The sequence below is a fragment of the Gluconacetobacter brunescens genome (assembly GCF_048695475.1).
Lineage (GTDB): Bacteria > Pseudomonadota > Alphaproteobacteria > Acetobacterales > Acetobacteraceae > Gluconacetobacter.
Genome location: NZ_JBLHEN010000002.1, coordinates 400,926 through 425,614, shown reverse-complemented (window position 1 = coordinate 425,614; position 24,689 = coordinate 400,926). Strand labels below are relative to the sequence as shown.

Annotated in this window: 18 protein-coding genes; 8 read left to right on the top strand and 10 right to left on the bottom strand. The window is 68.0% G+C overall.

All coding sequences use genetic code 11. The features are described from left to right. Positions 1 to 116 precede the first annotated feature (116 nt). Positions 117 to 2,285, top strand: coding sequence for a TonB-dependent receptor family protein (locus ACMAUO_RS14170; protein ID WP_420358273.1), 2,169 nt, complete (start codon positions 117 to 119; stop codon positions 2,283 to 2,285). A gap of 55 nt (positions 2,286 to 2,340) precedes the next feature. Here the strand turns inward: ACMAUO_RS14170 and ACMAUO_RS14165 are convergent, their stop codons facing one another. The 4 genes from ACMAUO_RS14165 to ACMAUO_RS14150 all read right to left on the bottom strand — a co-directional run bounded on the left by ACMAUO_RS14165 (position 2,341) and on the right by ACMAUO_RS14150 (position 6,511). Then, positions 2,341 to 2,589, bottom strand: coding sequence for a DUF6587 family protein (locus tag ACMAUO_RS14165; protein WP_420357626.1), 249 nt, complete (start codon positions 2,587 to 2,589; stop codon positions 2,341 to 2,343). Next, complete coding sequence (feoB, locus tag ACMAUO_RS14160; RefSeq protein WP_420357625.1) at positions 2,586 to 4,430, bottom strand: ferrous iron transport protein B; 1,845 nt, start codon at positions 4,428 to 4,430, stop codon at positions 2,586 to 2,588. Before feoB ends, ACMAUO_RS14165 begins: the two co-directional genes overlap by 4 nt. A gap of 16 nt (positions 4,431 to 4,446) precedes the next feature. Further along, positions 4,447 to 4,686 (bottom strand): FeoA family protein, encoded by a 240-nt coding sequence (locus ACMAUO_RS14155; protein WP_420357624.1) that lies wholly within the window; start codon positions 4,684 to 4,686, stop codon positions 4,447 to 4,449. A gap of 799 nt (positions 4,687 to 5,485) precedes the next feature. Next, positions 5,486 to 6,511 carry an NAD(P)/FAD-dependent oxidoreductase gene (locus ACMAUO_RS14150; protein WP_420357623.1) on the bottom strand — a complete coding sequence of 342 codons (1,026 nt, stop codon included), beginning with the start codon at positions 6,509 to 6,511 and terminating at the stop codon, positions 5,486 to 5,488. A gap of 141 nt (positions 6,512 to 6,652) precedes the next feature. On the opposite strand from ACMAUO_RS14150, the gene tsaE reads away from it, so the two are divergent. From tsaE to trxA, 5 genes are all read left to right on the top strand, one after another. Further along, the gene (gene tsaE / locus ACMAUO_RS14145) at positions 6,653 to 7,123 is read left to right on the top strand and encodes a tRNA (adenosine(37)-N6)-threonylcarbamoyltransferase complex ATPase subunit type 1 TsaE (RefSeq protein WP_420357622.1); all 471 of its coding nucleotides are present in this window, start codon (positions 6,653 to 6,655) and stop codon (positions 7,121 to 7,123) included. Next, entirely contained in the window at positions 7,120 to 7,890 is a 771-nt protein-coding gene (locus ACMAUO_RS14140) for a nucleotidyltransferase family protein (protein WP_420357621.1), read from the top strand. Before tsaE ends, ACMAUO_RS14140 begins: the two co-directional genes overlap by 4 nt. Continuing rightward, entirely contained in the window at positions 7,887 to 10,904 is a 3,018-nt protein-coding gene (gene addB / locus ACMAUO_RS14135; protein WP_420357620.1) for a double-strand break repair protein AddB, read from the top strand. The genes ACMAUO_RS14140 and addB overlap by 4 nt, the downstream gene beginning before the upstream one ends. Continuing rightward, positions 10,901 to 14,425: a double-strand break repair helicase AddA gene (gene addA, locus ACMAUO_RS14130; RefSeq protein WP_420357619.1), complete on the top strand. Its 3,525-nt coding sequence runs from the start codon at positions 10,901 to 10,903 to the stop codon at positions 14,423 to 14,425. Before addB ends, addA begins: the two co-directional genes overlap by 4 nt. Positions 14,426 to 14,493: 68 nt before the next feature. Then, positions 14,494 to 14,820, top strand: coding sequence for a thioredoxin TrxA (gene trxA / locus ACMAUO_RS14125; RefSeq protein WP_114729005.1), 327 nt, complete (start codon positions 14,494 to 14,496; stop codon positions 14,818 to 14,820). A 79-nt stretch (positions 14,821 to 14,899) separates the two neighbouring features. Here the strand turns inward: trxA and ACMAUO_RS14120 are convergent, their stop codons facing one another. From ACMAUO_RS14120 to dxs, 6 genes are all read right to left on the bottom strand, one after another. Further along, the gene (locus tag ACMAUO_RS14120; RefSeq protein ID WP_141288988.1) at positions 14,900 to 15,133 is read right to left on the bottom strand and encodes a hypothetical protein; all 234 of its coding nucleotides are present in this window, start codon (positions 15,131 to 15,133) and stop codon (positions 14,900 to 14,902) included. A gap of 94 nt (positions 15,134 to 15,227) precedes the next feature. Beyond that, a complete protein-coding gene (hpnK, locus tag ACMAUO_RS14115) occupies positions 15,228 to 16,067 on the bottom strand; it encodes a hopanoid biosynthesis-associated protein HpnK (RefSeq protein ID WP_420357618.1) in 840 nt (279 codons plus the stop codon). Positions 16,068 to 16,242: 175 nt separating this feature from the next. Further along, positions 16,243 to 17,667 (bottom strand): hopanoid biosynthesis associated radical SAM protein HpnJ, encoded by a 1,425-nt coding sequence (hpnJ, locus tag ACMAUO_RS14110; RefSeq protein WP_420358272.1) that lies wholly within the window; start codon positions 17,665 to 17,667, stop codon positions 16,243 to 16,245. An 89-nt stretch (positions 17,668 to 17,756) separates the two neighbouring features. After that, positions 17,757 to 18,935 (bottom strand): bacteriohopanetetrol glucosamine biosynthesis glycosyltransferase HpnI, encoded by a 1,179-nt coding sequence (hpnI, locus tag ACMAUO_RS14105; protein WP_420357617.1) that lies wholly within the window; start codon positions 18,933 to 18,935, stop codon positions 17,757 to 17,759. A 46-nt stretch (positions 18,936 to 18,981) separates the two neighbouring features. Then, positions 18,982 to 19,644 (bottom strand): ABC transporter substrate-binding protein, encoded by a 663-nt coding sequence (locus ACMAUO_RS14100; RefSeq protein ID WP_420357616.1) that lies wholly within the window; start codon positions 19,642 to 19,644, stop codon positions 18,982 to 18,984. Beyond that, a complete protein-coding gene (gene dxs, locus ACMAUO_RS14095; RefSeq protein ID WP_420357615.1) occupies positions 19,641 to 21,716 on the bottom strand; it encodes a 1-deoxy-D-xylulose-5-phosphate synthase in 2,076 nt (691 codons plus the stop codon). The genes ACMAUO_RS14100 and dxs overlap by 4 nt, the downstream gene beginning before the upstream one ends. A 393-nt stretch (positions 21,717 to 22,109) precedes the next feature. Here dxs and hpnH point away from each other — a divergent pair, with 393 nt between their 5' ends. Next, complete coding sequence (gene hpnH, locus ACMAUO_RS14090) at positions 22,110 to 23,291, top strand: adenosyl-hopene transferase HpnH (protein WP_420357614.1); 1,182 nt, start codon at positions 22,110 to 22,112, stop codon at positions 23,289 to 23,291. Positions 23,292 to 23,393: 102 nt separating this feature from the next. Beyond that, the gene (locus tag ACMAUO_RS14085; protein WP_420357613.1) at positions 23,394 to 24,683 is read left to right on the top strand and encodes a hemolysin family protein; all 1,290 of its coding nucleotides are present in this window, start codon (positions 23,394 to 23,396) and stop codon (positions 24,681 to 24,683) included. Positions 24,684 to 24,689 lie beyond the last annotated feature (6 nt).

Below are 24,689 nucleotides of genomic sequence, written 5' to 3'. Positions count from 1 at the left end.
TGAAAAATGTGGTGACGACATCATTGGCCACGCTGCTGCTGGGTTCGGTATCGTTCGAAAGCCTCGACGTTGCCCGTGCGCAGTCGACGGATGCGACCAGCCATCGTCATCATGCGATGAACGCGGCTTCGGCGAAGGCCGTGGCGCAGAAGCCCGCGACGACGGCGGCCTCGGGCAAGGCCGGGCCGGCGGGTGCCGCGAAAGCCGCGAATGCCGCGGATGACGACATGGGCGGCATGTATATGGGGGGCGCCAGTGCCTCGGACGCGGAAAAGGTGAATGTGACGGCTGCCCGTCTGGCCCCGATCCGCCGGGCAGGCGCGCAGCTTCTCTCGATTCCCGGTGGGACCAACATCATCGATTCGAAGATGGTGCTGAAGCAGCGCAACGCGACGTCCGCCGATCTGCTGAGCTATCAGCCCGGCGTGTATGCGCAGGCCCCGGCCGGTTCGGACGATCTTCGCCTGTCCATTCGCGGGTCTGGCCTCCAGGTCGGGGCGAACGCCACGCGCGCCGGTGTCATCGTGCTGTTCGACGACTTGCCGGCGACCACGCCCATCGGCTCGTTCAACGAACTCATGGAACCGCTGGGCATCCAGTACACGGAGGTATTGCGTGGCGGGAACGGGCTCGACAGTGGCTCGCTTCAGCTTGGCGGCCTGATCAATTTCCATAGTTTCACCGGCTATGACGCGAAGACCTATCAGGCGCGCGTCGAAGCGGGCAGCTTCGGCTATGTGAAGGAGCAGCTTTCGTCCGGCAAGGTTATCGGCAAGTCGGATTACTATATCAGTGTCACGAATTCATACCGCAGTGGCTACCAGGACCAGACGAAGGCGACTTCGTTCGGCATCAATTTCAATTACGGTTACCGTTTCAACGATTCGGTCGATACGCGTTTCTTCTTCCGCTATCGCCAGACCTACGAGGGCAATCCCTATTATCTGACGCGCGCCCAGGTCAGGGAGAATCCGAAGCAGGCTCAATATCCCTACAATACCTGGGGAACCTACACGATCGAGCCCGGAACGAAGTATTATGGAAACAGGACGACCATCCATATCGACGATGCCTCCCGCGTCATGATCGGGGCTACCTATATCGATGCGCCGATGGATCATCAGTTGGGCAATACCGCCTCGATCTATAATAACTTCTATCTGAGCGGTGTCATAAACTATACGCGGAACGACACGATACTGGGCCATAAGTCCGAGACCACCGCCGGCATTTACGCGACAGGTGACTTGCCGGGAAGCAACTTCATGAACCTGGTTCGTCGCCAGGCCGCCTATCCCGGCGTGCCGGTGGGCACGCTTCTGACCAAGCAGAAGCTGGGTGGCAGCAGCACGCTGTTCCATATCAGCAATAATACCGAAATTTTCAGGAATTTCTGGCTGACGGCCGGTGGGGGACTAAGCTACGATCCGCGTTCCGGATCGGTGGTCTATCCGGTTCAGAACCATTTCAGCACGGCGCCGCTGAATTTTGCGCCGCGTGGGGGATTCCGTTATCAGCTTACGCCGGAGATCCGTCTTTACGGCAATGTGAGCCGCAGCGTTCAGTCCGCGCAGGACTGGCAGTTCCTTTCAGGCACGCATTACACCTCCGGGCTTGCGCAGGGGCAGACCGAGGGCTGGCAGAAGCTGGAGCCGCAGACCGCGACGACTTTCGAGGTCGGCTCGGAGGGAACCTACAAGGGCCAGCACTGGAGCGTCTCCTACTACCATTCGGCCGTGCATAACGAACTTCTTTCGGCGGTTACGGCGGTCTCGCAGCTTTATAACAGTGCGGTCTTCACCAATGCCTCGCGCACGACCCATCAGGGTGTCGAAGCGGGCATAAATGGCACGCTGTTCAAATGGAACGGGAACGCCATTACCTATATGCAATCCTATACCTGGTCGGATTTCCATTACAATCATGACCCGGTCTTCGGTCATAATCGCCTGCCCGGTGTGCCGGAGCATTATTACCAGGGAGAACTGCACGCGGACTTCAAGAACGGCTTCTATACGACATTCGATGTCGAAGCCGCGTCGTCTATCGTCGCATCCTACGACAATGGGGCGAGGACGGCGCCGTATCATATCTATAGCTATACGCTCGGGTATCTCTGGCCGAAGAAGGACCGTCGCGTCTATCTTCAGTTCCATAATCTTGCCAACAAGCATTATGCGATGGGTGTCGTCCCCGTCTACACGTCGACGAACGGGGATGCCGCTGCCGAACTGGTCGGAGACGGATTCGGCATCTTTGCCGGTGTCGATGTCGGTTTGAACTGAGGCTGGCGCGAGAGGCTGCCCCGGACAATGGGGTCAGGGGGAGTAAGGCGGCTGCTTAGTGGCAGCCGCCGCCATCGCCGCATTTGGTGCAAGCACCGCAGCCGGTGGGGCGCTTTTCGGTCTGCCGGGCGCGTTGCGTTGCCCGGTCGCGGAGGGGGCGCGGGGCGTGGATCATGCGCAGCATGTCGGCGCTGGTGCGCCAGAACATGCCCTGGCTGGCGGGCACCAGCCGGCGCACCCAATAGAGCGCGGACGCGGTGACGATGGTGACGATCACGATGGTTTCCACGACGGTCTCGATCATGGACTGCCCCCCCAACCCAGAAGAAGCGAAATGCGCCAGACGATGAACGCGGCGCCGTAGGCCATGGCGAACAGATAGCCTGCCGTTATGCCTACCATACGCCAGGACCCGGTTTCACGCCGGATTACCGCCAGGGTCGAAAAACATTGTGGCGCGAAGATGTACCATGTGAGCAGCGACAGCGCCGTGCCGAGGCTCCAGTGCGCCGACAGCAGGGGCTGGAGCTGGTTGGCGGCGTCGCTGTCCGTGGCGCCCAGGGAATAGACGGTGGCCAGGGCGCTGACCGCGACCTCGCGCGCCGCCAGGCCGGGGATCAGGCTGACGCAGATCTGCCAGTTGAAGCCGATCGGGGCCATGACATAGAGCATCCAGTGCCCGATGCGGCCGGCCAGGCTCCATTCGATCGCGGGCCCGGCGGCGCCGGCCGGCGGGGCGGGAAAGCTGGCGAGTGCCCACAGCAGCACGCTGACCGTGACGATGATGGTGCCGACGCGCGACAGGAAGATCACCGCCCGCTGCTTCAGGCCGAGGGCGAGGTCGCGCGGGTTGGGCAGGCGGTAGGCCGGCAGTTCCAGCAGCAGGGGGTGCTCCTCCTGCCGGTCGCGGTTCTTCAGCACCCGCGCCACCACCAGCGCGCTGAGAATGCCCGCCATATAGAGGGCGAACAGCACCAGGCCATGCAGGTTGAACAGGCCGGCGACCCGTCGCTCGGGCACGAAGGCCGCGATCAGCAATGTGTAGACCGGCAGCCGGGCGGAGCATGTCATCAGTGGGGCGATCAGGATCGTGATCATCCGGTCGCGCGGGTTCTGGATCGTGCGGGTGGCCATGATGCCGGGGACCGCGCAGGCGAAGCTGGAGAGTAGGGGGATGAACGACCGGCCGCTCAGCCCCGCCGTGGCCATGATCCTGTCCAGCAGGAAGGCGGCGCGGGGAAGGTAGCCGGATTCCTCCAGCGCCAGGATCCACAGGAACAGGATCAGGATCTGCGGCAGGAACACCACCACGCTGCCCGCGCCGGCGATGACGCCGTCGACGATCAGGCTGCGCAACGCGCCATCGGGCAGGAGGGTGCCGACCGCCTGGCCCAGGGCCGCCGTGCCGGCATCCAGCAGGTCCATCACCGGCTGGGCCCAGGAGAAGACCGCCTGGAACATGACGAACATCAGCGCGAACAGGATCACCATGCCCCAGACGGGGTGAAGGAACCAGCGGTCCAGCCGCTCTTCCAGCGCCATGCCCAGCCGTGACGGGCGGGTGACGCAGTCGGCGAGAATCCGGCGGGCCTCGGCGTGGAAATCGCTGCCTGACGGCATGGAAGGCGGCGGAGGCGGGGGCGGCAGGTCGAGCGCGCGCAGGACCTCCTGCCCGCCATCGCGGCGGATGCCGACGGCCGTGACCACGGGGGCGCCGAATTCGGCCTCCAGGCGGGGCACGTCGATTGCGATGCCTTGCCGCTTCGCCGCGTCGATCATGTTCAGCACGAGGATCATCGGCCGGCCCATCTGCCGGACCTCGAGCGCGAAGCGCAGATGCAGGCGCAGATTGGTGGCGTCTACCACGCAGACCAGCAGTTCGGGCGCGGGTTCGCCGCGATAGGTGCCGGCGCAGACGTCGCGCGTGACGGCTTCGTCGGGGCTGGTGGCGACCAGGCTATAGGCGCCCGGCAGGTCGAGCAGGCGCACCGCCTGCCCCTTGGGGGTGGTCAGCCGCCCGACCTTGCGCTCGACCGTGACCCCGGCATAGTTCGCCACCTTCTGGCGGCTGCCGGTGAGGAGATTGAACAGCGCCGTCTTGCCGCAGTTCGGGTTGCCGACCAGGGCGGCGTTGAGGACGCTCATGCGACGGGGCCGGCGATCAGGCCGCGTCGCGGAGCAGCACGCGCGCCGCTTCCGCGCGGCGCAGGGCGAAGCGGGTGAAGCCGATGCCGACCGCGATCGGGTCGGCGCCGATCGGGCCGACAGCCACGATGCGGATCGGTTCGCCGGGTACGAAACCCAGGGTACGCAGCCGCTCGGCCACCGGGTCGCCGACCGTGTGGTCTTCCACATGGTCGATGATGGCGCTGCCCCCCAGTTTCAGTTCGTTGAGTCGCATCCCGGATCCGTTCGGCACTTCAGGTTCAGTTGAGAATAATACTTAATATTTAAGCGTGCCGATGTCCATTGTGCCGGGCGCATTCCACCCGCTCGGGCGCGCAGGGGATGGGCATCCCGGCAGCCGCAAGCGGGCTTCCAAAGCGGTCTCTTGCCACGGAGAGCATGGCCGGAAATGTGGGCTGGTGAACGAGAGCGGCCCGCGTGCTGCGCCCGTCGTGTGTTTCCAAGCATCGGAGCGGAGCGGCCTTGATGGCCGTGAGCCCCCAAGCGCAGGGAATGCGCGCCGGATCGTCGCCAGCGCGCGTTCCCGGTTCTGCGAGCGCCTGGCCGTAAATGTGGGCTGGTGAGCGAGAGCGGCTCGCAGGGCCGCGCCCGTCGTGTGTTTTTGAGCATCTGAGCGGAGCGGCCTTGATGGCCGTGAGCCCCCAAGCGCAGGGAATGCGCGCCGGATCGCCGCCAGCGCGGGTTTCCGGTTCTGCGAGCGCCTGGCCGTAAATGTGGGCTGGTGAGCGAGAGTGGCCCGCAGGGCCACGCCCGTCGTGCGTTTCCGAGCATCGGAGCGGAGCGGCCTTGATGGCCGTGAGCACCGAAGCGCAGGGAATGCGCGCCGGATCGCCGCCAGCGCGCGTTTCTGGTTCTGCGAGCGCCTGGCCGGAAATGTGGGCTGGTGAGCGAGAGTGGCCCGCAGGGCCACGCCCGTCGTGCGTTTCCGAGCATTGGAGCGGAGCGGCCTTGATGGCCGTGAGCACCGAAGCGCAGGGAATGCGCGCCGGATCGCCACCAGCGCGCATTTACGGTCAGGCGCGGTCGGGGACGCCTTTGCTGGTGGAGTATTCAAAATGCAGCGCGGTGTCGGGCCGCACGATGGGGTGGATGGCGTGGGCGGCCATGGCACCCTCGCTGAAGCCTTGCAGGATCAGTTTCAGCTTGCCGGGATAGGTGGCGACGTCGCCGATGGCGAAGACGCCGGGGAGCGAGGTTTCGCAGCTTGAGGGCACCACGGGGATGGTGCTGCGGATGGAATCGATGCCCCACTGCGCGATCGGGCCGAGATCGGTCGACAGGCCGAAGAAGGGCAGCAGGCGGTCGGCTTCCAGGATGCGGGTATCGCCGTCCAGCGTGGCGACCTCCACGCCGTGCAGCGTGCCCTCCGTGCCGTGCAGGCCGTGGAGCTGGTAGGGGACGATCTTCTCGATGCGGCCGGCGGCGACGGCTTCGTCGAGCTGGTGCAGGCTTTCCGGCGCGGCGCGGAAACGGTCGCGGCGGTGGACCAGAAAGATCTTCTCGGCTTCGTCCTTCAGGGCCAGGGCCCAGTCGATGGCGGAATCGCCGCCGCCGGCGATCACGATGCGGGTGCCGGTGAAGTCGGCGCGGCGGCGGACGTAATATTGCACCGCGCCCGTGGCCTCGAAGCCCTCCAGCCCGGCCAGCGGCGGGCGGTTGGGGCCGAAGGCGCCGGCGCCGGCGGCGATGATGACGGCGCGGGCGCTGATGACGTCGCCCTTGTCGGTGCGCAGCGTGAAGGCGCCGCGATGGCCGTCCAGGCCCTCGACCCGGCGGCCGAGCAGGCGGGGAACGGCGAAGGGGGCGATCTGCTGCTCCAGTGCCTCGATCAGGGCGCCGCCCTCGATCGCGGGATGGGCGGGGATGTCGTAGATCGGCTTTTCGGGATAGAGGGCCGCGCACTGGCCGCCGATGCTGTCCAGGGCGTCGATCAGCACGCAATCGAGCTTCAGCATGCCGCATTCGAACGCCGCGAACAGGCCGGTGGGGCCGGCGCCGATGATGGCGACATCGGTCGAGAGGGTGGGGGCGTCGGTCATGTCGGTTCCGTGTTGCTGCGCTGCTGAATGATCAGGGCTTCGGTTGTGCGGTCTGTTTTCGCCGAGTGCAAGATGGGCGGATGCGGGGGTGGGAAAAACGGGGTCTTGTGCCTCTGCCGAGCCGGCGGGCATCATGACCTTATGCATGAACTGATCATCAATTTGTCCAACCAGCAGGCGACGGAGGATCTGGCGCGGCGGCTGGCCGGTGCCGCGCGGCCGGGGGATGCCATTCTGCTCTCTGGTGTGCTGGGGGCGGGGAAGAGCGTGTTTTCACGGGCTTTTCTGCGGGCTGCCTGTGGTGATCCGGGCATGGAGGTGCCTAGCCCGACCTATACGCTGGTGCAGAGTTATGATGCGCCGGGGGGGGCGATCGCGCATTTCGATCTGTGGCGGCTGGAGGGGCCGGAAGGGTTGCATGAGTTGGGCTGGGACGATGCGTGCGAGGGCATCGTGCTGGTGGAATGGCCCGATCGGCTGGGGGCGCTGGCGCCAGCGGATGCGCTGCGGATCGTGCTTTCGGTGACGGGGGAGGAGACGCGCGAGGCGACGATCGCGGGGTGGGACGACCGGCCGGTATGGGCCGCACTGGCGGCGGGGAGGACGGCATGAGCATTCCGATGCCGCAGAAGGCGATGCTGTTCGCGGCCGGGGCCGGCAGCCGGATGCGGCCGCTGACCGAGGAGACGGCCAAGCCGCTGCTGGCGGTGGATGGGCGGGCGATCATCGACCATGTGCTGGACCGGCTGGAGATGGCCGGGGTGCCGGAGGTGGTGGTGAATGTGTGCTGGCAGGCCGGAAAGGTGCGGGCGGCGTTGCGTGCCCGTGCCGAGGCCGGGCGGGGGCCGCGTGTGACCTTTCGGGCCGAGGAGACGCTGCTGGAAAGTGGTGGCAGTGCCGCCGCCGCGTTGCGCGATGGGGCGCTGGGGCCGGAGCCGTTCTTTCTGCTGAATGGGGATTCGCTGTGGCTGAACGGGCCTGTGCCGGCGCTGCGGCGGCTGGCCGCCGCGTTCGATCCGGCGCGGATGGATGCGCTGCTGCTGCTGGCGCGGACCAGTCTGGCGGTGGGGGCCGTGGGGCGGGGCGATTTTACTGCCGGTCCTGACGGGCGGCTGCGTCGGGCGGCGGCGGGGGCAGTGACGCCTTATGTCTTTGCCGGGGTGCAGTTGGCGACGCCGGCGCTGTTTGCCGAGGCGCCGCCGGGGCCGTTCAGTCTGAATCTTCTGTGGGACCGGGCCATCGCGCGTGGGCGGTTGTATGGGATCGTGCATGATTCGGTGTGGTGCCATCTGTCGCGGCCCGAGGATCTGCCGGCGGCGACGCGGGCGCTGCTTCTGGCGCGCGAGCCGGATGCGGTGGAAAGGGATGCCGCGCTGTGAGCCTGATTGCCACCGTTCCGCCGCATGTGCCGTTTCTGGACGAGATTGCGGCACGCTGGATGGAGGGGGTGGGGGGCGATCCGCAACGGAGTGGGGACGGGTTGATCCTGCTGCCCAGTCGCCGGGCGGCGCGTGCGTTGACCGAGGCGTTTCTGCGCCGGGCGGATGGCAAGCCGTTGCTGCTGCCGCGTATTGCGCCGCTGGGGAGTCTGGACGAAGCCGGGCTGGCGCTGTCGGGGGATATGGCGCTGGATCTGCCGCCCGCTGTCGAGCCGCTGCGGCGGCTGGCGACGCTGGCGCTGTTGATTTTGAAAGCGGGGGATGCGTTCGGGGAGGTTCTGTCGCTCGACCAGGCGTGGCCGCTGGCGCGGGCGCTGGCCGAGCTGATGGACGACGCCGAGTGGGCGGAGTGCGATCTGGCCGAGACGCTGCCGCTGGCGGCGGATGGGGATTTTGCCGAACATTGGCGGGAGACGCTGCGGTTTCTCTCGATCGTCACCAGCGTGTGGCCGGCGTGGCTGGCCGAGCAGGGGGTGATGAATCCGGCGGCGCGGCAGGTGGCGCTGTTGCGGGCGCAGGCCGGGCGCTGGCGCGCGGCACCGGATGTGGAATCGCGTTTGTGGGCCGTGGGATTTACCGATGCGGTGCCGGCCGTGCGCGAGGTGCTGGATGCGGTGCTGGGTCGGGCCGGCGGGCGGCTGGTGTTGCCGTGGGTGGATCTTTCGCTGGATGAGGAGATCTGGGCGGCGTTGCCGGACGGGCATCCGCAGGCGGGGCTGGCGCGGTTGCTGACCGGGTTGGAGCGGACGCGGGCCGATCTGGCGGTGTGGGAGGGGGGCGCGGATGTGCCGGCCTCCTGCCCGGCGGCGCGGGGTGGGGTGCTGGCGCGGGCGCTGCTGCCGGCGGCGGCGCTGGGCGACTGGCTGCGCGATGAAGGTGTCGTGGCGCTGGATGGGGTGTCGGTGCTGCGGGCCGCCGACCAGCAGGAGGAAGCGGCCGCCATTGCGCTGGTGTTGCGGCAGGCGATTGTGACGCCGGGGCGGCGGGCGGCGCTGGTGACGCCGGATCGGGGGTTGGCCGGGCGGGTGGCGGTGGAACTGGCGCGCTGGGGCGTGGTGGCGGATGACAGCGCGGGCGAGCCGCTGCATGCGACGCCGCCGGCGGTGTTTCTGCGCCTGCTGGCGCGGGCGGCTGCTGGCGGGTTGTCGCCGGTGGCGTTGCTGTCGCTGTTGAAGCATCCGCTGGCGGCTTGCGGGCTGGCGCCGGGGGCGTGCCGTGCCTCGGCGCGGTTGCTGGAGCGGGCGCTGTTGCGGGGGCCTGCGCCGAGGCCGGGATTCGAGGGGCTGCGCGACCGGTTGGCGGCGGCGCGGGATGATGCGCATGGCGCGCTGGCGGATCGGCCCGATGCGCCGGAGGATCTGGCGGGGTTCGTCGATCGGCTGGAGCGGTGTCTGGAGCCGGTGCTGGGGTTGGGGTCGGCGGAGAGCCGGCCGGTGGCCGATCTGCTGGCCGGGTTGATCGAGGCGGCGGAGGCGCTGGCCGCGACCGACGAGAAAGCGGGTGCCGACCGGTTGTGGGCGGGTGAGGACGGCAACGCGCTGGGGCAGCATCTGGCGGGGCTGGTGGCGTTCTGCGACGTGCTGCCGGCGCAGCCGGGGTGGGTGCTGGAAGGGTTGCTGACGGCGTCGATGGGTGGGCTGTCCGTGCGGTCCCGGCGGGGGTTGCGGGGGCGGAGCGAGACGGCGCTGCATCCGCGCATCTTTATCTGGGGCCTGATGGAAGCGCGGTTGCAGTCGGTCGAGACCATGGTGCTGGGTGGACTGGTGGAGAGTGTGTGGCCGCCGGCGACCGATCCGGGGCCGTGGATGAGCCGGCCGATGCGGGCGCGCGTCGGGTTGCCTTCGCCGGAGCGGGCGATCGGACAGGCGGCGCATGATTTCGTGGCCTGCGGCTGTTCGGCGGGGGAGATCGTGCTGTCGGTGCCCGGCCGGCGGGATGGGGCGCCGACCGTGCCGGCGCGGTGGCTGGTGCGGCTGGATGCGTTCCTCGCCGGGCGGGGGCAGGCTTTGCCGGCGCATGACGCGCTGTCGTGGCTGATGCGGCTGGATCGGCCGGCGGAGGCGCCGCGGCCGGTGGCGCCGCCTCGGCCTTGTCCGCCGGTGGACTGGCGGCCGCGCCGGCTGACGATTACCGAGATCGAGACCTGGATGCGTGACCCGTATGCGATTCATGCGCGGCATATTCTGGGGTTGCGCCGGTTGAAGGAGATCGAGGAACCGGCGGATGCGGCCGATTACGGCACCATCGTGCATGCCGCGCTGGATCGCTGGTGTCGCCAGCCGGCGGGGGAGCGGGCGGACGAGGCCGGATTGCGGGCGCTGTTTGCCGAGGCGCTGGCAGAGGCGCGGCTGCGGCCTGCGCTGGCGGCGTGGTGGGCGCCGCGACTGGAGCGGATCGCGTCTTGGGTGATCGCCACCGAGGCCGCGCGGGCGGAAGGTGGGGGGGCGCCGATCGTACTGACGCGCACCGAGCAGAGCGGCAAGGCGACGCTGCATGACCTGCCGGGTGGGCCGTTTCTGCTGCGCGGGCGGGCCGACCGGATCGACCGCGACGCGGCGGGGGCGCTGGTGCTGATCGACTACAAGACCGGGACCCTGCCGAACCGCAAGACGGTGGTGGCGGGCTGGGCGTCGCAACTGGTGCTGGAGGCGGCGATGGCCGAGCGGGGGGCCTTTGGGCCGGAACTGGCCGGGCCGGCGCGTGAGCTGGCCTATTGGCGGCTGACCGGTGGGGCGGAAGCGGGGAAGATCCTGCCGCTGGCCGAGGGGGACGCGCTGGCCGTGTTGATAGAGTCGGCCTGGGAGAGCCTGCGGGGGCTGATTGCGATGTATGACGACCCGGGCCAGCCTTATCTGTCGCATCCGCATCCCGGAGAGAGCCCGCGTTTTGCCGATTATGCGCGGTTGGCGCGGGTGGCGGAGTGGAGTGCGGCGCGTGACGAGGCCGCGCCATGAGCCTGACGCCGCGTGATGCGATCGGGCTGGCGAATGCGCGGCAGGCCGAGGCTTCGGACCCTGAAGCCTCGGTTTTTGTCTCGGCTTCGGCGGGGAGCGGCAAGACCAAGCTGCTGATCGACCGGCTGCTGCGGCTGATGCTGCCGCGTATAGGGCCGGAAGGGGTGACGCTGCCGGGGTCGGACCCGTCGCGCATCCAGTGCCTGACCTTTACCAAGGCGGCGGCGGCGGAAATGGCGATCCGGCTCCAGAACCGGCTGGGGCGGTGGGTGACGCTGCCCGATGCGGAGCTGGACCGCGAACTGGCGGCGCTGTCGGTGCCGCCGGGTGAGGCGGCGCGGCGGGCGGCGCGGGAGTTGTTCGCCCGGGTGCTGGATCTGCCGGGGGGGATGCGGATCGGCACCATTCACGCCTTCTGCCAGTCGCTGCTGCGTCGTTTTCCGGTTGAAGCCGCGATCAGCCCGCATTTCACGCTGGTCGAGGATGCCGATGCCCGGATGGCGCTGGGCGAGGCTGTGGAAGCGGTGGTCGGCTCGGGCGGCGATGCGGTGGCGCTGCTGGCCGGGCAGGTGATGGTGGGGGCGTTCGCGGCGCTGGTCGGCAACTTGCAGGCGCAGATGCGGCGGTTGCGGCCGGTGGTCGAGCGGCTGGCGGTGGATCGCGCCGGAGTCGAGGCCGCGATGATGCGCGTGCTGGGGGTGCGGAGCCGTGACGAGGCGTCGCTGCGCCATGCCGCCTGTGTGCCGCCAGACGAGGCGCATCTGCGCGCTGTGCTGCGGGTGGTGGCGGAAGCGGGACCGGCCGGTGCGCGGCGGACGGCGGTGGGGATGCTCGACTGGCTGGCGCTGCCGCCCGAGGAACGCACGGCGCGTTGGGGCGAGTGGCGCAAGGCGCTGGTGACGGGGGACAATGAGCCGCGCAAGCGCGGGGGGCTGAGCGCGAAATTCGACACGGAGCATGAAGGGGTTTGCGACGTGCTGGTGGCCGAGGCCGAGCGCGTGATTGCCGTGGACGAGGAATGCCGGGCCATTGCCCTGCTGCGGGCCAGCATGGCGCTGCTGGATGTCGCGGTGCCGGTGCTGCTGCGCTACGGCGACCGCAAGCGCGGGCAGGGGCTGGTCGATTATGACGACCTGATCGAGCGGACGCTGGATCTGCTGAAAGATCCTGGTGCGGCCTGGGTGTTGTACAAGCTGGATGGCGGCATCGATCATCTGCTGCTGGACGAGGTGCAGGATACGTCGCCTGACCAGTGGGCGATCGCGGGTGGGCTGACGGCGGAATTCTTTGCCGGGGCGGGGGCGCGGGAGCCGGATGCGGCGCCGCGTACGCTGTTTGCGGTGGGGGATTACAAGCAGTCGATCTATTCGTTTCAGGGGGCCGATCCCGAGGCGTTCCGGCTTTGGCGGGCGCGGTTTCGCCGGCGGGTGGAGGAGGCGGGGAGCCCGTGGAAGGAGCCGGCGCTGACGGTTTCGTTCCGCTCGACCGCGCCGGTTCTGAATCTGGTCGATGCCGTCTTTGCCTTGCCGGATGCGGCGCGGGGGCTGGTGGAGCCTGGAGGGGAGGTGCCGGTGCATCTGTCCGCGCGGCCGGGGCAGGGCGGGCGGGTCGAGTTGTGGCCGCTGACGCCGGTGGAGGATGACGGGGGGGAGCCCGACCCCTGGCAGGCGCCGCGCGAGAATGCGGGGCAGTCGACGGCGGCGCAGCGGCTGGCGGATGCGCTGGCGGCGTGGATCGTCGCCGAGTTGCGCAGGCCGCCCGAGCCGGGGCAGGTGCCGCTGACACCGGGGGATGTGCTGGTGCTGGTGCCCCGGCGCTCGGCCTTCGTGCGGGCGCTGATCCGGGCGCTGAAGACGCATGACGTGCCGGTGGCCACGCTGGTGCGGACCGGGCTGGTGGACCAGGTGGCGGTGCAGGACCTGATGGCGCTGTGCGATGCGTTGCTGCTGCCGCAGGACGATCTGACGCTGGCCTGCGTGCTGACCTCGCCGCTGGGCGGGGTGTCGGATGACAGTCTGATGGCGCTGGCGGCCGGGCGGGGCGAGCAGCCGCTCTGGGCCGCGCTGCGGCGGCGGCATGAAGAACGGCCGGACTGGCAGGCGGCGTGGACCATGCTGGAGACGCTGTTTCGCCGGGTGGATTATGCCTCGCCCTACGGGCTGCTTTCCGAGGCGCTGGGGACGCTGGGCGGGCGGGCGCGGCTGCTGGCGCGGCTGGGGCCGGAGGCGGCCGAGCCGGTGGACGAACTGCTCTCGGCCGCGCTGCGCTATGAATCGCTGCATCCGGCGTCGCTCCAGGGGTTCCTGCACTGGCTGCGGGCCTCGCAGGAGAGTGTGAAGCGCGAGCCCGACGCGGCGGCCGACATGGTGCGGGTGATGACCGCCCATGGCGCCAAGGGGCTGCAGGCGCGGCTGGTGATCTTGCCCGATACGGTCGGGGCCGCGAAATTCGATGGCGGCATCGTCTGGGGGCGTGATGACGTCTCCGGGCTGGAGGTGCCGGTGTGGGTGCCGCGCGCCGATATGGGCGTGGGCGTGACCAGTGCGTTGCAGCGCACCATCCGCGATGCGGCGGCGGAGGAATATCATCGGCTGCTTTATGTGGCGCTGACGCGGGCCAGTGACCGGTTGGTGGTGTGTGGCTGGCAGCAGAAGCGCAACGTGACCGAGGATTGCTGGTACAGCCTCTGCCGGCAGGGGTTCGAGCAGGCGGGGGCCGAGGAACGGCCGTTCGATCTGGGCTGGGAGGGGACGCGGCTGGTGCTGGAGGCGCCGGCTGCCGTGCCCTCGACGGAGAAGCGCGCGCCCCGTGCCGAGGCCGTGCCGGCGACGCTGCCGGACTGGATGGGCAGCGCGCCGGGCTGGATGGCGACGCCGCCGCCGGTGGAGGCGGCCCTGATGCGGCCGCTGGTGCCCAGCCGGCCGGACGACGCGCCGCTGGGGCCGCAGCCGGCCGTGCGCTCGCCGCTGGCCATTGCGCGGGCGCGGCGTCCGGCGGCGCGCGAGCAGGCGTTGCGGCGGGGCGAGATCGTGCATGCGCTGCTGCAATATCTGCCCGACCATCCGCCCGCGCGGCGGCGGGAGGTGGCGCTGGCCTGGCTGGCGCGGCCGGGCAACGGGCTGGATGCGGCCGAGCAGGCGCGGATTGCCGGGCAGGTGCTGGCCGTGATGGACGAGCCGGCGCTGGCGCCCCTGTTCGGGCCCGGCAGCCGGGCGGAACAGCCGGTGGCCGGCGTGGCCGGGGGCAGCGTGATCGTGGGGCAGGTGGACCGGATGGTGGTGTGCCCCGACGCGGTGCTGCTATGCGATTTCAAGACCAACCGGCTGCCGCCGAAGGATGTGGAGTCGACATCCGTGCTGTATCTGCGCCAGATGGCGTCGTACCGGGCGCTGATGGCTGCCCTCTATCCTGATCGGCCGGTTCGATGCACCCTTGTCTGGACCGAGGAGGTCCGGATCATGCCGTTGCCCGATTCGCTGCTGTTGCGGCATGCCCCCGGCGCGGTGGCGGACGGACCATAACTTGAATCCCGGTGGTCCGGCGCCATGTGCTGGCAGAGGGCCGCCAACGAAGCCCGAGGAGTGATGTGATGAGCGAGAATACCGTGGCCGTGAGCGATGCCACTTTCGAAAGCGATGTTCTGAAGGCCGAAGGGCCCGTGCTGGTCGATTTCTGGGCCGAATGGTGCGGCCCCTGCAAGATGATCGCCCCGGCGCTGGAAGAGATCGGCGCCGAGTTCAAGGGCAAGCTGACGGTCGCCAAGGTGAATATCGACGACAACCCGAACACGCCCAATGCCTATGCCGTGCGCGGGATCCCGACGCTGATCCTGTTCAAGGACGGCAAGCCGGCGGCGACGAAAGTCGGCGCGCTGCCGAAGAGCCAGCTCAAGGAATGGGTCAAGAGCAGCATCTGAGGTTCTGGCCGGCGGGGGAAGCTGGGGCTCTGCCCCAGACCCCGCCAAAGGCCGGCGGCCTTTGGAAACCGATTCGTCGTTACCAGGGGGCGCGGCCTGTGTTCTGGGCGCGGTTGTAGCCGACCAGGATGACCACGACGACGATCACGATCATGATCGGCAACGGAACGTGGCGCATGATCCGGTAGAGGGTCGAATACAGCATCGCGTTGTACATCGTGTGGACGATGCGGCCCGCGAACGCATGGGACGCGGCATGGCCAGCGTAGCTCGACGCTTGAAAGAGCCCATGTGCGGCGGAATGAAAGCGCATCGTCATCTCCCTGGCGGGAGACAGCATAGCATGGATGCGTCGTCATCCGTTCCAGAGCCTGACTGAAAATGTGGGCTGTTGAGCGCGTTGGCTTTCAGGCGGACCAGCTTGTGGGGATGGCGTGGCAGTGCGCCAGACCGGCGCGGAAGCCGGGGCTGCACAGGGCGGCGAGTTCGCCCTGGTGGTCGTAGGTCGGCATTAGCCGTTGCAGCAGGGCGTTCTTGGCCGTGGCCGGGTGGAAATAGATTTCCGACAGCCCTTCGGGCAGGTGGGCGGCCAGGGCGGCGACGCGATCGGCGGTCATGTGGCCACTCCACGCGATGCCGAAGCACCAGTCGTTGGTGCGCAGGCCGGCCTTGTGCGCCTGGTGGCGCAGCACGCCCGTCCATTGGCGCAGGGCCGCCGAACCCATCGAATCGTTGTAGGTTCCGGCCGCGATCAGCGGTTCGGGCGGCTCCAGCGGCACGCGGACGGCTTGCAGGCCGTGGCGCAGGCCGCTTTCGATCAGGTATTTGCCTACCGTAGGATGCAGATGCATGTGCTTGTGGGCGTTGGCGTGGTCCAGCCGCAGGCCGGTGCGGGCGAAGGCGGCGAACTGGGCCTCGATTTCCGCCGCGAGCTGGCGGCGGACGTCGGGGCGGAAGAAATAGCGGATTCCGAGATCGAGCTGGTTGGAGGGGAGTTGCCCGTCCGCGTCGACCAGCAGGGGAATTTCGGCGGGTGGCAGGATGGCCGGGCCTTCGATGACCACCAGATGCAGGCCGACATTGAGGCCGGGCAGGCGGCGCGCGCGCGCGATGGCGTCCTTGGCCGCCGGGCCGGCGACCATGAGGCTGGCGGTGGAGAGCAGCCCGTCGCGATGGGCGATCTCGATGGCTTCGTTGACTTCCTCCGACAGACCGAAATCGTCGGCGGAGATGATCACGCGCTTCATGGTGCGATCCGGTACGGCTTAAAGCCTGAATGGAGAGGTGGGCTGGTGAGCGAGAGTGCCGCGAAGCGGCACGCCCGGCGTGCGTTTTTGAGCACCGAAGCGGAGCGGCCTTGATGGCCGTGAGCATCGGAGCGCAGGAAACGCGCGTCGGATCGCCACCAGCGCGCCTCTCCGTTCAGGCTGCGCGGCGATCCTTGAGGAACTGGAAGAACTCCACACCCTCGCGCAGGCGGCGCTTCATCATCTGCGGGCTGCGCACCATCTCGTTGACGATGGAGGCGATCTTCGGGGCGCGGAAATAGAATTTCCGGTAGAATTCCTCGACGCCCTTGAAGATTTCCTCATGCGACAGATGGGGGTAGTGCAGCGGGGCCATCTGCACGCCGTTCTCGTCGATCAGTTCGGCGTTGCTCTCGTCCAGCCAGCCGTTCTCGGTCGCCTGCTTGTGCAGGAAGGTGCCGGGATAGGGGGCGGCGAGGGAGACCTGGAGCGTGTGCGGGTTGATCTCGGTGGCGAACTTGATCGTCTCCTGGATCGTCTCCCGCGTCTCGCCCGGCAGGCCGAGGATGAAGGTGCCGTGGATCTTGATGCCCAGCTCGTGGCAGTTCTTGGTGAACTCGCGCGCGGTTTCGACGCGCATGCCCTTCTTGATGTTGTGCAGGATCTGCTGGTTGCCGCTTTCATAGCCGACCAACAGCAGGCGCAGGCCGTTGGCCTTGAGCACCTCCAGCGTCTTGCGCGGCACGTTGGCCTTGGCGTTGCACGACCAGGTGACGCCCAGCTTGCCGAGTTCCTTCGCGATGGCCTCGGCGCGGGGCAGGTCGTCGGTGAAGGTGTCGTCGTCGAAGAAGAATTCCTTCACCTGCGGGAAATACTGCTTCGCCAGCCGGATTTCGGCCGCCACGTGCTCGGGGCTGCGGGTGCGGTAGTGATGGCCGCCGACCGTCTGCGGCCACAGGCAGAAGGTGCAGCGCGATTTGCAGCCGCGGCCGGTGTAGATCGAGATATACGGGTGCATCAGGTACCCGATGAAATAATCCTCGATCTTGAGGTCGCGCTTGTAGACCTCGGTCACGAACGGCAGGCTGTCCATGTTCTCGATGATCGCGCGGTCGCGATTGTGGACGATCTCGCCGGCTTCGTTGCGCCAGGAGATGCCGTCGACCTCGGCGAAGTCGCGGCCTTCGGCGATTTCCTTGATCGTGAAATCGAATTCGTTGCGGGCGACGAAATCGACCGGGCCGCCCTTGAGCAGGCTTTCCTCGGGCTGGACGGCGACCTTGGCGCCGACCATGCCGATCTTGAGTTTGGGATTCGCGTCCTTGAGCATCTGCGCCACCTTGACGTCCGACGCGAAGGACGGGGTGGAGGTGTGCATGATGACCAGGTCGCGATTGCGCACGTCCTCGAGGATCGGCTCCATGCCCATGCGCGCCGGGGGGGCGTCGATCAGGCGGCTACCTTCGACCAGGGCGGCGGGCTGGGCCAGCCAGGTGGGGTACCAGAACGACCGGATCTCGCGCTTCGCCTGGTAGCGGGAGCCGGCGCCGCCGTCGAACCCGTCGAAGGAGGGGGGCTGAAGGAACAAGGTTCTCAACATGGTCATGGTACGCTGATCCTCGGACGTGGGGAGAGTGGGGCCCGGCACGGCCGTCTTCTCGGTCTGTCTGTTGATGTCGTGGCGGGCGGTTATTCGCCCGGCGCGACCGGATGGGTAGGTGGCGCTATAGCCGAATGTGGTGTGATATGCATCGTCTGTCCACGCCAGGCAACGCGGGTGCCGCTGACGCTGCCGACCATGATGGCGGCTGACAGCCAGTCGCGCACCGGCAGGAGCAGAAGCGGGACAAGGCTGCGTTGTGCCAGCAGCCGGTCTGTAAAGAACGCGCAGACCGCCCGGATGGCCCACACGAAGAAGAAGATCCACCATGTCCAGGACGCATGGGGGTTCATCAGGACGCTGACCCCCGCCCAGAACAGCGGCAACTGGATGGCCGATGCGGCATAGCCCGCCGGCTCCAGTGTCTTGACGGTGCGGCCCCAGCGCAGTTCGTGCGTCAGCACGTCGCCGAAGCCGGCCTCGCCCACCGTGGTCCAGGTCATGCAGGGCGCGATGGCGATGTGCAGGCCGCGCTCGCGCACCAGGCGGCCCAGCATGGCGTCGTCGGCGATGTGGGGGGCCAGGGCCTCCAGCCCGCCGACGGCATCCAGCGTCTCGCGCCGCAGGGCCATGGTGGCGCCCAGGCAGTCCTGCCGGCCCAGATAGCGCGACAGCATGACGCCGGGCAGGAAGTTATGGTTGATCTGGCAGGCGGCGAGCAGGCGCGGCAGGCTGCGCGAGGCCGGCAGCCCGGCATAGAGCGTGGTGGCCAGCCCGACGCCGGGCTGGGCCAGCGCGTGGACGACATGGCGCAGATAGTCCGGCGCCACATGGATGTCCGAGTCGGAAATGACCAGGAGATCGTGCCGCGCACGGGGCAGCATGTTGATCAGGTTGCCGATCTTGCGGTTGACGCCGTGTACGGTCGGATCGACCACCAGGTCGATATCGAGCGTGGGGTGACGCTGGCGCAGGCGGCGGACGATCGCGATGGCCGGATCGCCGGCATCCTGCACGCCGAAGACGATCTGGAAGCGCGGGTAATCCTGGGTGCAGAAGCTTTCCAGCGCCTCTTCCAGCAGCGGCTCGTCGCCGTGCAGCGGCTTGAGGACGGTGACCGGTGGGGCGGAGCCGCCCGGCGGCACCCGTTCCTCCCGCCAGCGGAAGCGCGCCAGCAATCCGGTGCCTAGCCCTGCCTGCACGCAGCCGGCGGCCGCGACCAGGGCGGCGAGACCGGCGGGGGAAACGAGGGCATGCAAGGCGGACATCAGCGTTCCGGTAAGGGGTGGTGGGACAGGGGCGGCTGGCGGGTGTTCAGTCTTCGGAGAACGCCCGTACCTTTTTCTGTAGCAGGGCAATCAGGTTCTGGACATTCCCAGATGCCAGGGCCCCGCTGAAATCGGACCTCTGGGCTGCAACCTGGCTGATCGTCCCTTTCAGCAGCACTTCCACGATCCGCCAGCCCTGCGGGCCGGAGCGCATGACGTAATCGATCTCTGTGCCGTCGGTATCCTCGGCCGAGCCGATATGGGTGGTCACGATCTGGTCGCTGCCCACCGGCGAGGGACGGGGCGTGGGGTCAATGGTGAAGCGCGCATCGCCGCCCGGCTTGAAGCTGGAGACGTAGCGGGCCACCGTGAACTGGCGGAAGACGTCACGAAGCTGCTGTTTGTCGGCGTCGCTGAAGCCGGCGTAGCGCATGCCCACCGAAGCGCGCAGCACGGTTTCGAGATCGTAGACCTTGTCCACCACCGGGGCGAGTATCTGCGTACGTTGCGCGAAGCTGCCGGCATGGGGGGCCTGGATCTGGCCCAGGGCGGCGTACAGCGCGGTGATGGGAGCCGTGATCGCGGCGGCCGGAGCGGACTGGGCCAGCGCCGGGGGGGCGGGCAGCAGCGGGAGCGCCACCGGAGCCGCCGCCAGGACGGTCCCGAGGGCCAGGGAAAGAGAAAGTGTCATACGGCGCATAACAGTCATGCTTTCAGTCCGATCGTCGCCTTGAGCTGGGGGTGGGCGCTCTCATGGAGGCCCAGGGCGTGCAGGGCGGTTGCCGCGATGGCGGTGGCGTCGAGACCGGCCTCGCGATACTGGGCGTCCTGCGTGTTGTGGTCGATGAAGCGGTCGGGGAGCGTCATGGGGCGGAAGCGGACGCTGTCGAGCAGGCCGGTGCGCGCCAGATGGTGCATGACATAGGCGCCGAAGCCGCCTTCCGCGCCTTCCTCGATGGTGATCAGCACCGCGTGGTTGCGGGCGAGGTTCTCGATCAGCGCGGTGTCGAGCGGCTTGGCGAAGCGGGCGTCGGCCACGGTCGGAGGCAGGCCCTGGGCGGTCAGGACGTCGGCGGCCTTCAGCACCTCGGCCATGCGGGTGCCCAGCGACAGGATGGCGATGCCGCCCTTCTCGCGCCCGGCCTGGCGGCCCATTTCGCGGATGATGCGGCCACGGCCGATTTCCAGCACCGTGCCTTCCTCGGGCAGGGCCAGGCCCAGGCCGTTGCCGCGCGGGTAGCGCAGCGCGATCGGGCCCTGGTCGAAGGCGCAGGCGGTGGCCGTCATGTGCAGCAGTTCCAGCTCGTCGCTGGGGGCCATGATGGTCATGCCGGGCAGGCAGCCCAGGTAGTTGATGTCGAACGCGCCCGCATGGGTGGCGCCGTCGGCGCCGACCAGGCCGGCACGGTCGATGGCGAAGCGCACCGGCAGGTTCTGCAGCACCACGTCATGCATCACCTGGTCGTAGGCGCGTTGCAGGAAGGTGGAATAGATGGCGCAGAACGGGCGCAGCCCCTCGGTGGCCATGCCGGCGGCGAAGGTCACCGCATGCTGCTCGGCGATGCCGACATCGAAGAAGCGGTCGGGATAGGCGCGGGCGAAGGCGTCGAGCCCGGTGCCGGACGGCATGGCGGCGGTGATGGCGACGATGCTGTCATCCTGCTTCGCCCGGCGCGTCAGCTCGCGGCTGAAGACCGAGGTGTAGCTGGGCGGGCCGGGGGGCGCCTTGTTCTGCACGCCGGTGACGACGTTGAACTTGGCGACCGCGTGATATTTGTCCCCCGCCGATTCGGCCGGGCGGTAGCCGCGGCCCTTCTCGGTGAGGATGTGCAGCAGGATCGGGCCCTTGTCGTCGGCGTCGCGCAGGTTGCGCAGGATCGGCACCAGCTGGTTGAGGTCGTGGCCGTCGACCGGGCCGACATAATAGAAGCCCAGCTCCTCGAACAGCGTGCCGCCGGTGATCATGCCGCGCGCGTATTCGTCGGCCTTCTTGGCGGTGCGTTCCAGCCGCTCGGGCAGGCGGCGGGCCACCTTGCCGGCGAGGTCGCGCAGGCCGAGGAACTGGCGCGAGGACATCAGCCGCGACAGGTAGTTGGACATGGCGCCGACCGGCGGGGCGATCGACATCTCGTTGTCGTTCAGCACCACGATCAGGCGGCCGGCACCGGGGCCGGCGACCGAGGCGTTGTTCATCGCCTCGTAGGCCATGCCCGCCGAGATCGAGCCGTCGCCGATCACGGCCACCACGTTGCGCTCGCGGTAGGCGGGGTCATGCTCGGCGCGCAGGTGGTGCGCCACTGCCATGCCCAGGCCGGCCGAGATCGAGGTGGAGGAATGGGCGGCACCGAACGGGTCGTATTCGCTCTCGCTGCGGCGGGTGAAGCCCGACAGGCCGCCGGGCTGGCGCAGGGTGCGCACGCGCTCGCGCCGGCCGGTGAGAATCTTGTGCGGGTAGGCCTGGTGGCCGACATCCCAGATGATGCGGTCGTCGGGGGTGTCGAACACCGCGTGCAGCGCCACCGTCAGTTCCACCACGCCCAGCGAGGCGCCCAGATGGCCGCCGGTGGTCGAGACCGCGTCGACCGTCTCGGCCCGCAATTCCTCGGCCAGCTGGCGGAGCTGGTCCACCGACAGGTTGCGCAGGTCGCGCGGCGACTGCACGCGGTCCAGCAGCGGGAAACGGCCCTTCGTCGGCACCTGTCCCGCAGGCTGGGCGCCCGTCTGGCCGGCGCCGGCGGTCCCGGCAGGGCCGGTAGAAGGGGAAGGCGGGGACTGGTTCATGACGATTACGTCCGTTGTGCTTGCCGGAACATGGGCCGGGGGCGGCCCTGTCCGGTCCATTCTGTTCTTGCGACGTGTCCGGGCGGGCGAGCGTAACGCCCCTCGGTCTGTTACAGTTCGGTTTCTACTCCCGCGGGGGCAGCAAATACAGACTCTTCCTCTCCACTGTGGTCAATTGGTCACAGTGCATGTGATGGGAATTGAGTATAAGATCCGATCTGTCCTATACCCCCCGAAACGGGATCGTGGCGTCGCATGTCCGCAACCTCGCTATGTCTTTCGTGCACGGCTATGATCGTGCCGGGTTGTTATCTGCTGCGTGGACGTGTCCATAATACAAGTCACATGATTTGAGAGAGGCCGGCTTCGTGCCGGCGCAGGAGCAGAGGGTTCATGGCCGTTCCTATTATGCAGGCTGTCCGGGTGGGCGCTTACGTCGTGAAGCAGCACGTGACAGGCCGGAAGCGTTATCCGCTTGTGCTGATGCTCGAGCCGTTGTTCAGGTGCAATCTGGCCTGCGCCGGGTGCGGCAAGATCGATTATCCCGCCGCGATCCTGAACCAGCGCATGAGCGTGCAGGAATGCCTGGATGCGGACACCGAGGCCGGTGCGCCCGTCATCGCCATCGCGGGTGGCGAGCCGCTGCTGCACAAGGAAATGCCGGAAATCGTCCGGGGCCTGATCGCGCGCAAGAAATACGTCTATCTCTGCACCAACGCGCTGTTGCTCGAGAAGAAGATGGACGATTACGAGCCGTCGCCCTTCTTCTCGTGGGACGTGCATCTGGACGGCGACCAGGCGATGCATGATGCCTCGGTCTGCCAGGACGGGGTGTACGAGCGCGCCGTGGCCGCGATCAAGAAGGCGAAGGCCCGGGGCTTCCGCCTGTCGATCAACTGCACCGTGTTCGATGGTACCGACCCCAAGCGCCTGGCCACCTTCTTCGACGAGGTGATGGCCATGGGCGTGGATGGCATCATGACTGCGCCCGGCTATGCCTACGAGCGCGCGCCGGATCAGGCCCACTTCCTGAATCGCCAGAAGACGAAACAGCTTTTCCGCGACGTCTTCCGCCTGGGCAAGGGCAAGAAGTGGCGCTTCACGCAGTCGCCGCTGTTCCTGAACTTCCTCGCCGGCAACGAGCAGTATCATTGCACGCCGTGGGGCAAGCCGCTGCGCAACGTCTTCGGCTGGCAGCGCCCGTGCTACCTGCTGGGCGAGGGTTATGCCAAGACGTTCCAGGAGCTGATGGACGACACCAAGTGGGATGATTACGGCACCGGCAATTATGAGAAATGCGCCGACTGCATGGTCCATTCCGGCTATGAATCGACGGCGGTGATGGATGCGGTGCGTCGCCCCTGGCACATCGCCAAGGTCGCGCTGTTCGGGCCCGAGACCGAGAAGCCGATGGTGCCGGAGATCTCGCTGGCCAACCAGCGCCCGGCCGAATACGTCTTCACCCAGCATGTGGATGCCCGCATGGCGGAAATCGCCGCCGCCAAGAAGCCGGCCAAGCCGCCGCGCGTGACGGTGGTCGATGCGCCTGCGGTCGCGGCCGACGCCGCCGACTGATCGCGGCATCCCTTTTCGGGGCGATAATGAATGGCGGGGCCGGCTGGTCCCGCCATTGTCGTATTCAGGTTTTGGAGATGCCGCATTAGAGTGCGCGGCATCATGATCACGTCCATTGCCGTCATTCTTCTCCTGGTTCTCGTCAACGGCGTTTTCGCCATGGGGGAACTGGCCCTGATCTCGGCGCGCCGGGCGCGCCTGACCATCATGCAGCGGACCGGCGTGAAGGGGAGCGAGCGTGCCCTGCGGCTGGCCGACGATCCGCAGAGCTTTCTGCCCACCGTGCAGGTCGGCATCACGCTCGTCTCGATTCTGGAAGGCACGTTCGGCGGCACGCAGATCGAGGGCGCGCTGACGCCGTGGCTGGCGCGTTTCGCGATTCTGCGCCCCTTTGCCGGCGAGTTGTCTATTACCATCGTGGTGGTGGCGATCACCTCGCTGATGCTGGTGCTGGGCGAACTGGTGCCCAAGCAGATCGCGCTGCGCCATCCCGAGATCATCGCCGCCCGGCTGTCGCTGCCGCTGGAATGGCTGGCGCGGGTGACGCGCCCGGCGGTGTGGCTGCTGGGACGGTCATCGAACCTCGTGCTGCGCCTGATGGGCGTGGAGGCCGCGACGCGCGAGGCGCTGACCGAGGAGGAACTGAAAGCCTATATCGCCGAGGGCGCGCAGTCGGGCGTGCTGGAGCAGGAGGAGCGCGACATGATCGAGCGCCTGCTGCGCATGCCCGACCGGCCGGTGCGCGCGATCATGACCCCGCGCAACGAGTTGTTCTGGATCGAGCGCGGGGCCAGCCAGGAGGAACTGCGCCGCACCCTGCGCAATACCGTCTATTCGCGGATCGTGGTGTGCGAGGGCGGGGTGGACAATCCGGTGGGCGTGATCCTGGCCAAGGACATGCTGGACCGGCTGCTGGACGGGCGCCCGGCCTCGATCGAGTCGGTGCTGCGCAAGCCGGTGGTGGTGCCCGATACGCTTTCGGCCTTCGACATGGTGGAGCGGATGCGCTCGATCCCGCTCGGCATCGCCGTGGTGCTGGATGAATACGGGTCGTTCGAGGGCATCGTGACCGCCTCGGACCTGTTCGAGGCCATCGTGGGCGAGCATCACGAGCCGGGCAGCACGCCCAAGGAGCGCTTCGCGCAGGATGACATCCTGATCCTGGACGGCTTCATGCCGGCCGACGAGGTGAAGGACCGGCTGGGGCTGGCCGACCTGCCGGACGAGGGCAGCTATCACACGCTGGCCGGGCTGATCCTCGCCCTGCTGCGCCGGGTGCCGGCGGCGGGGGACAAGATCGCGTTCTCCGGCTGGCTGTTCGAGGTACTGGAGATGGACCAGCGCCGGGTGCAGAAGGTGCGTGCCAGCCGCCAGGTGCTGGCGGAGAATTAAGTTCGT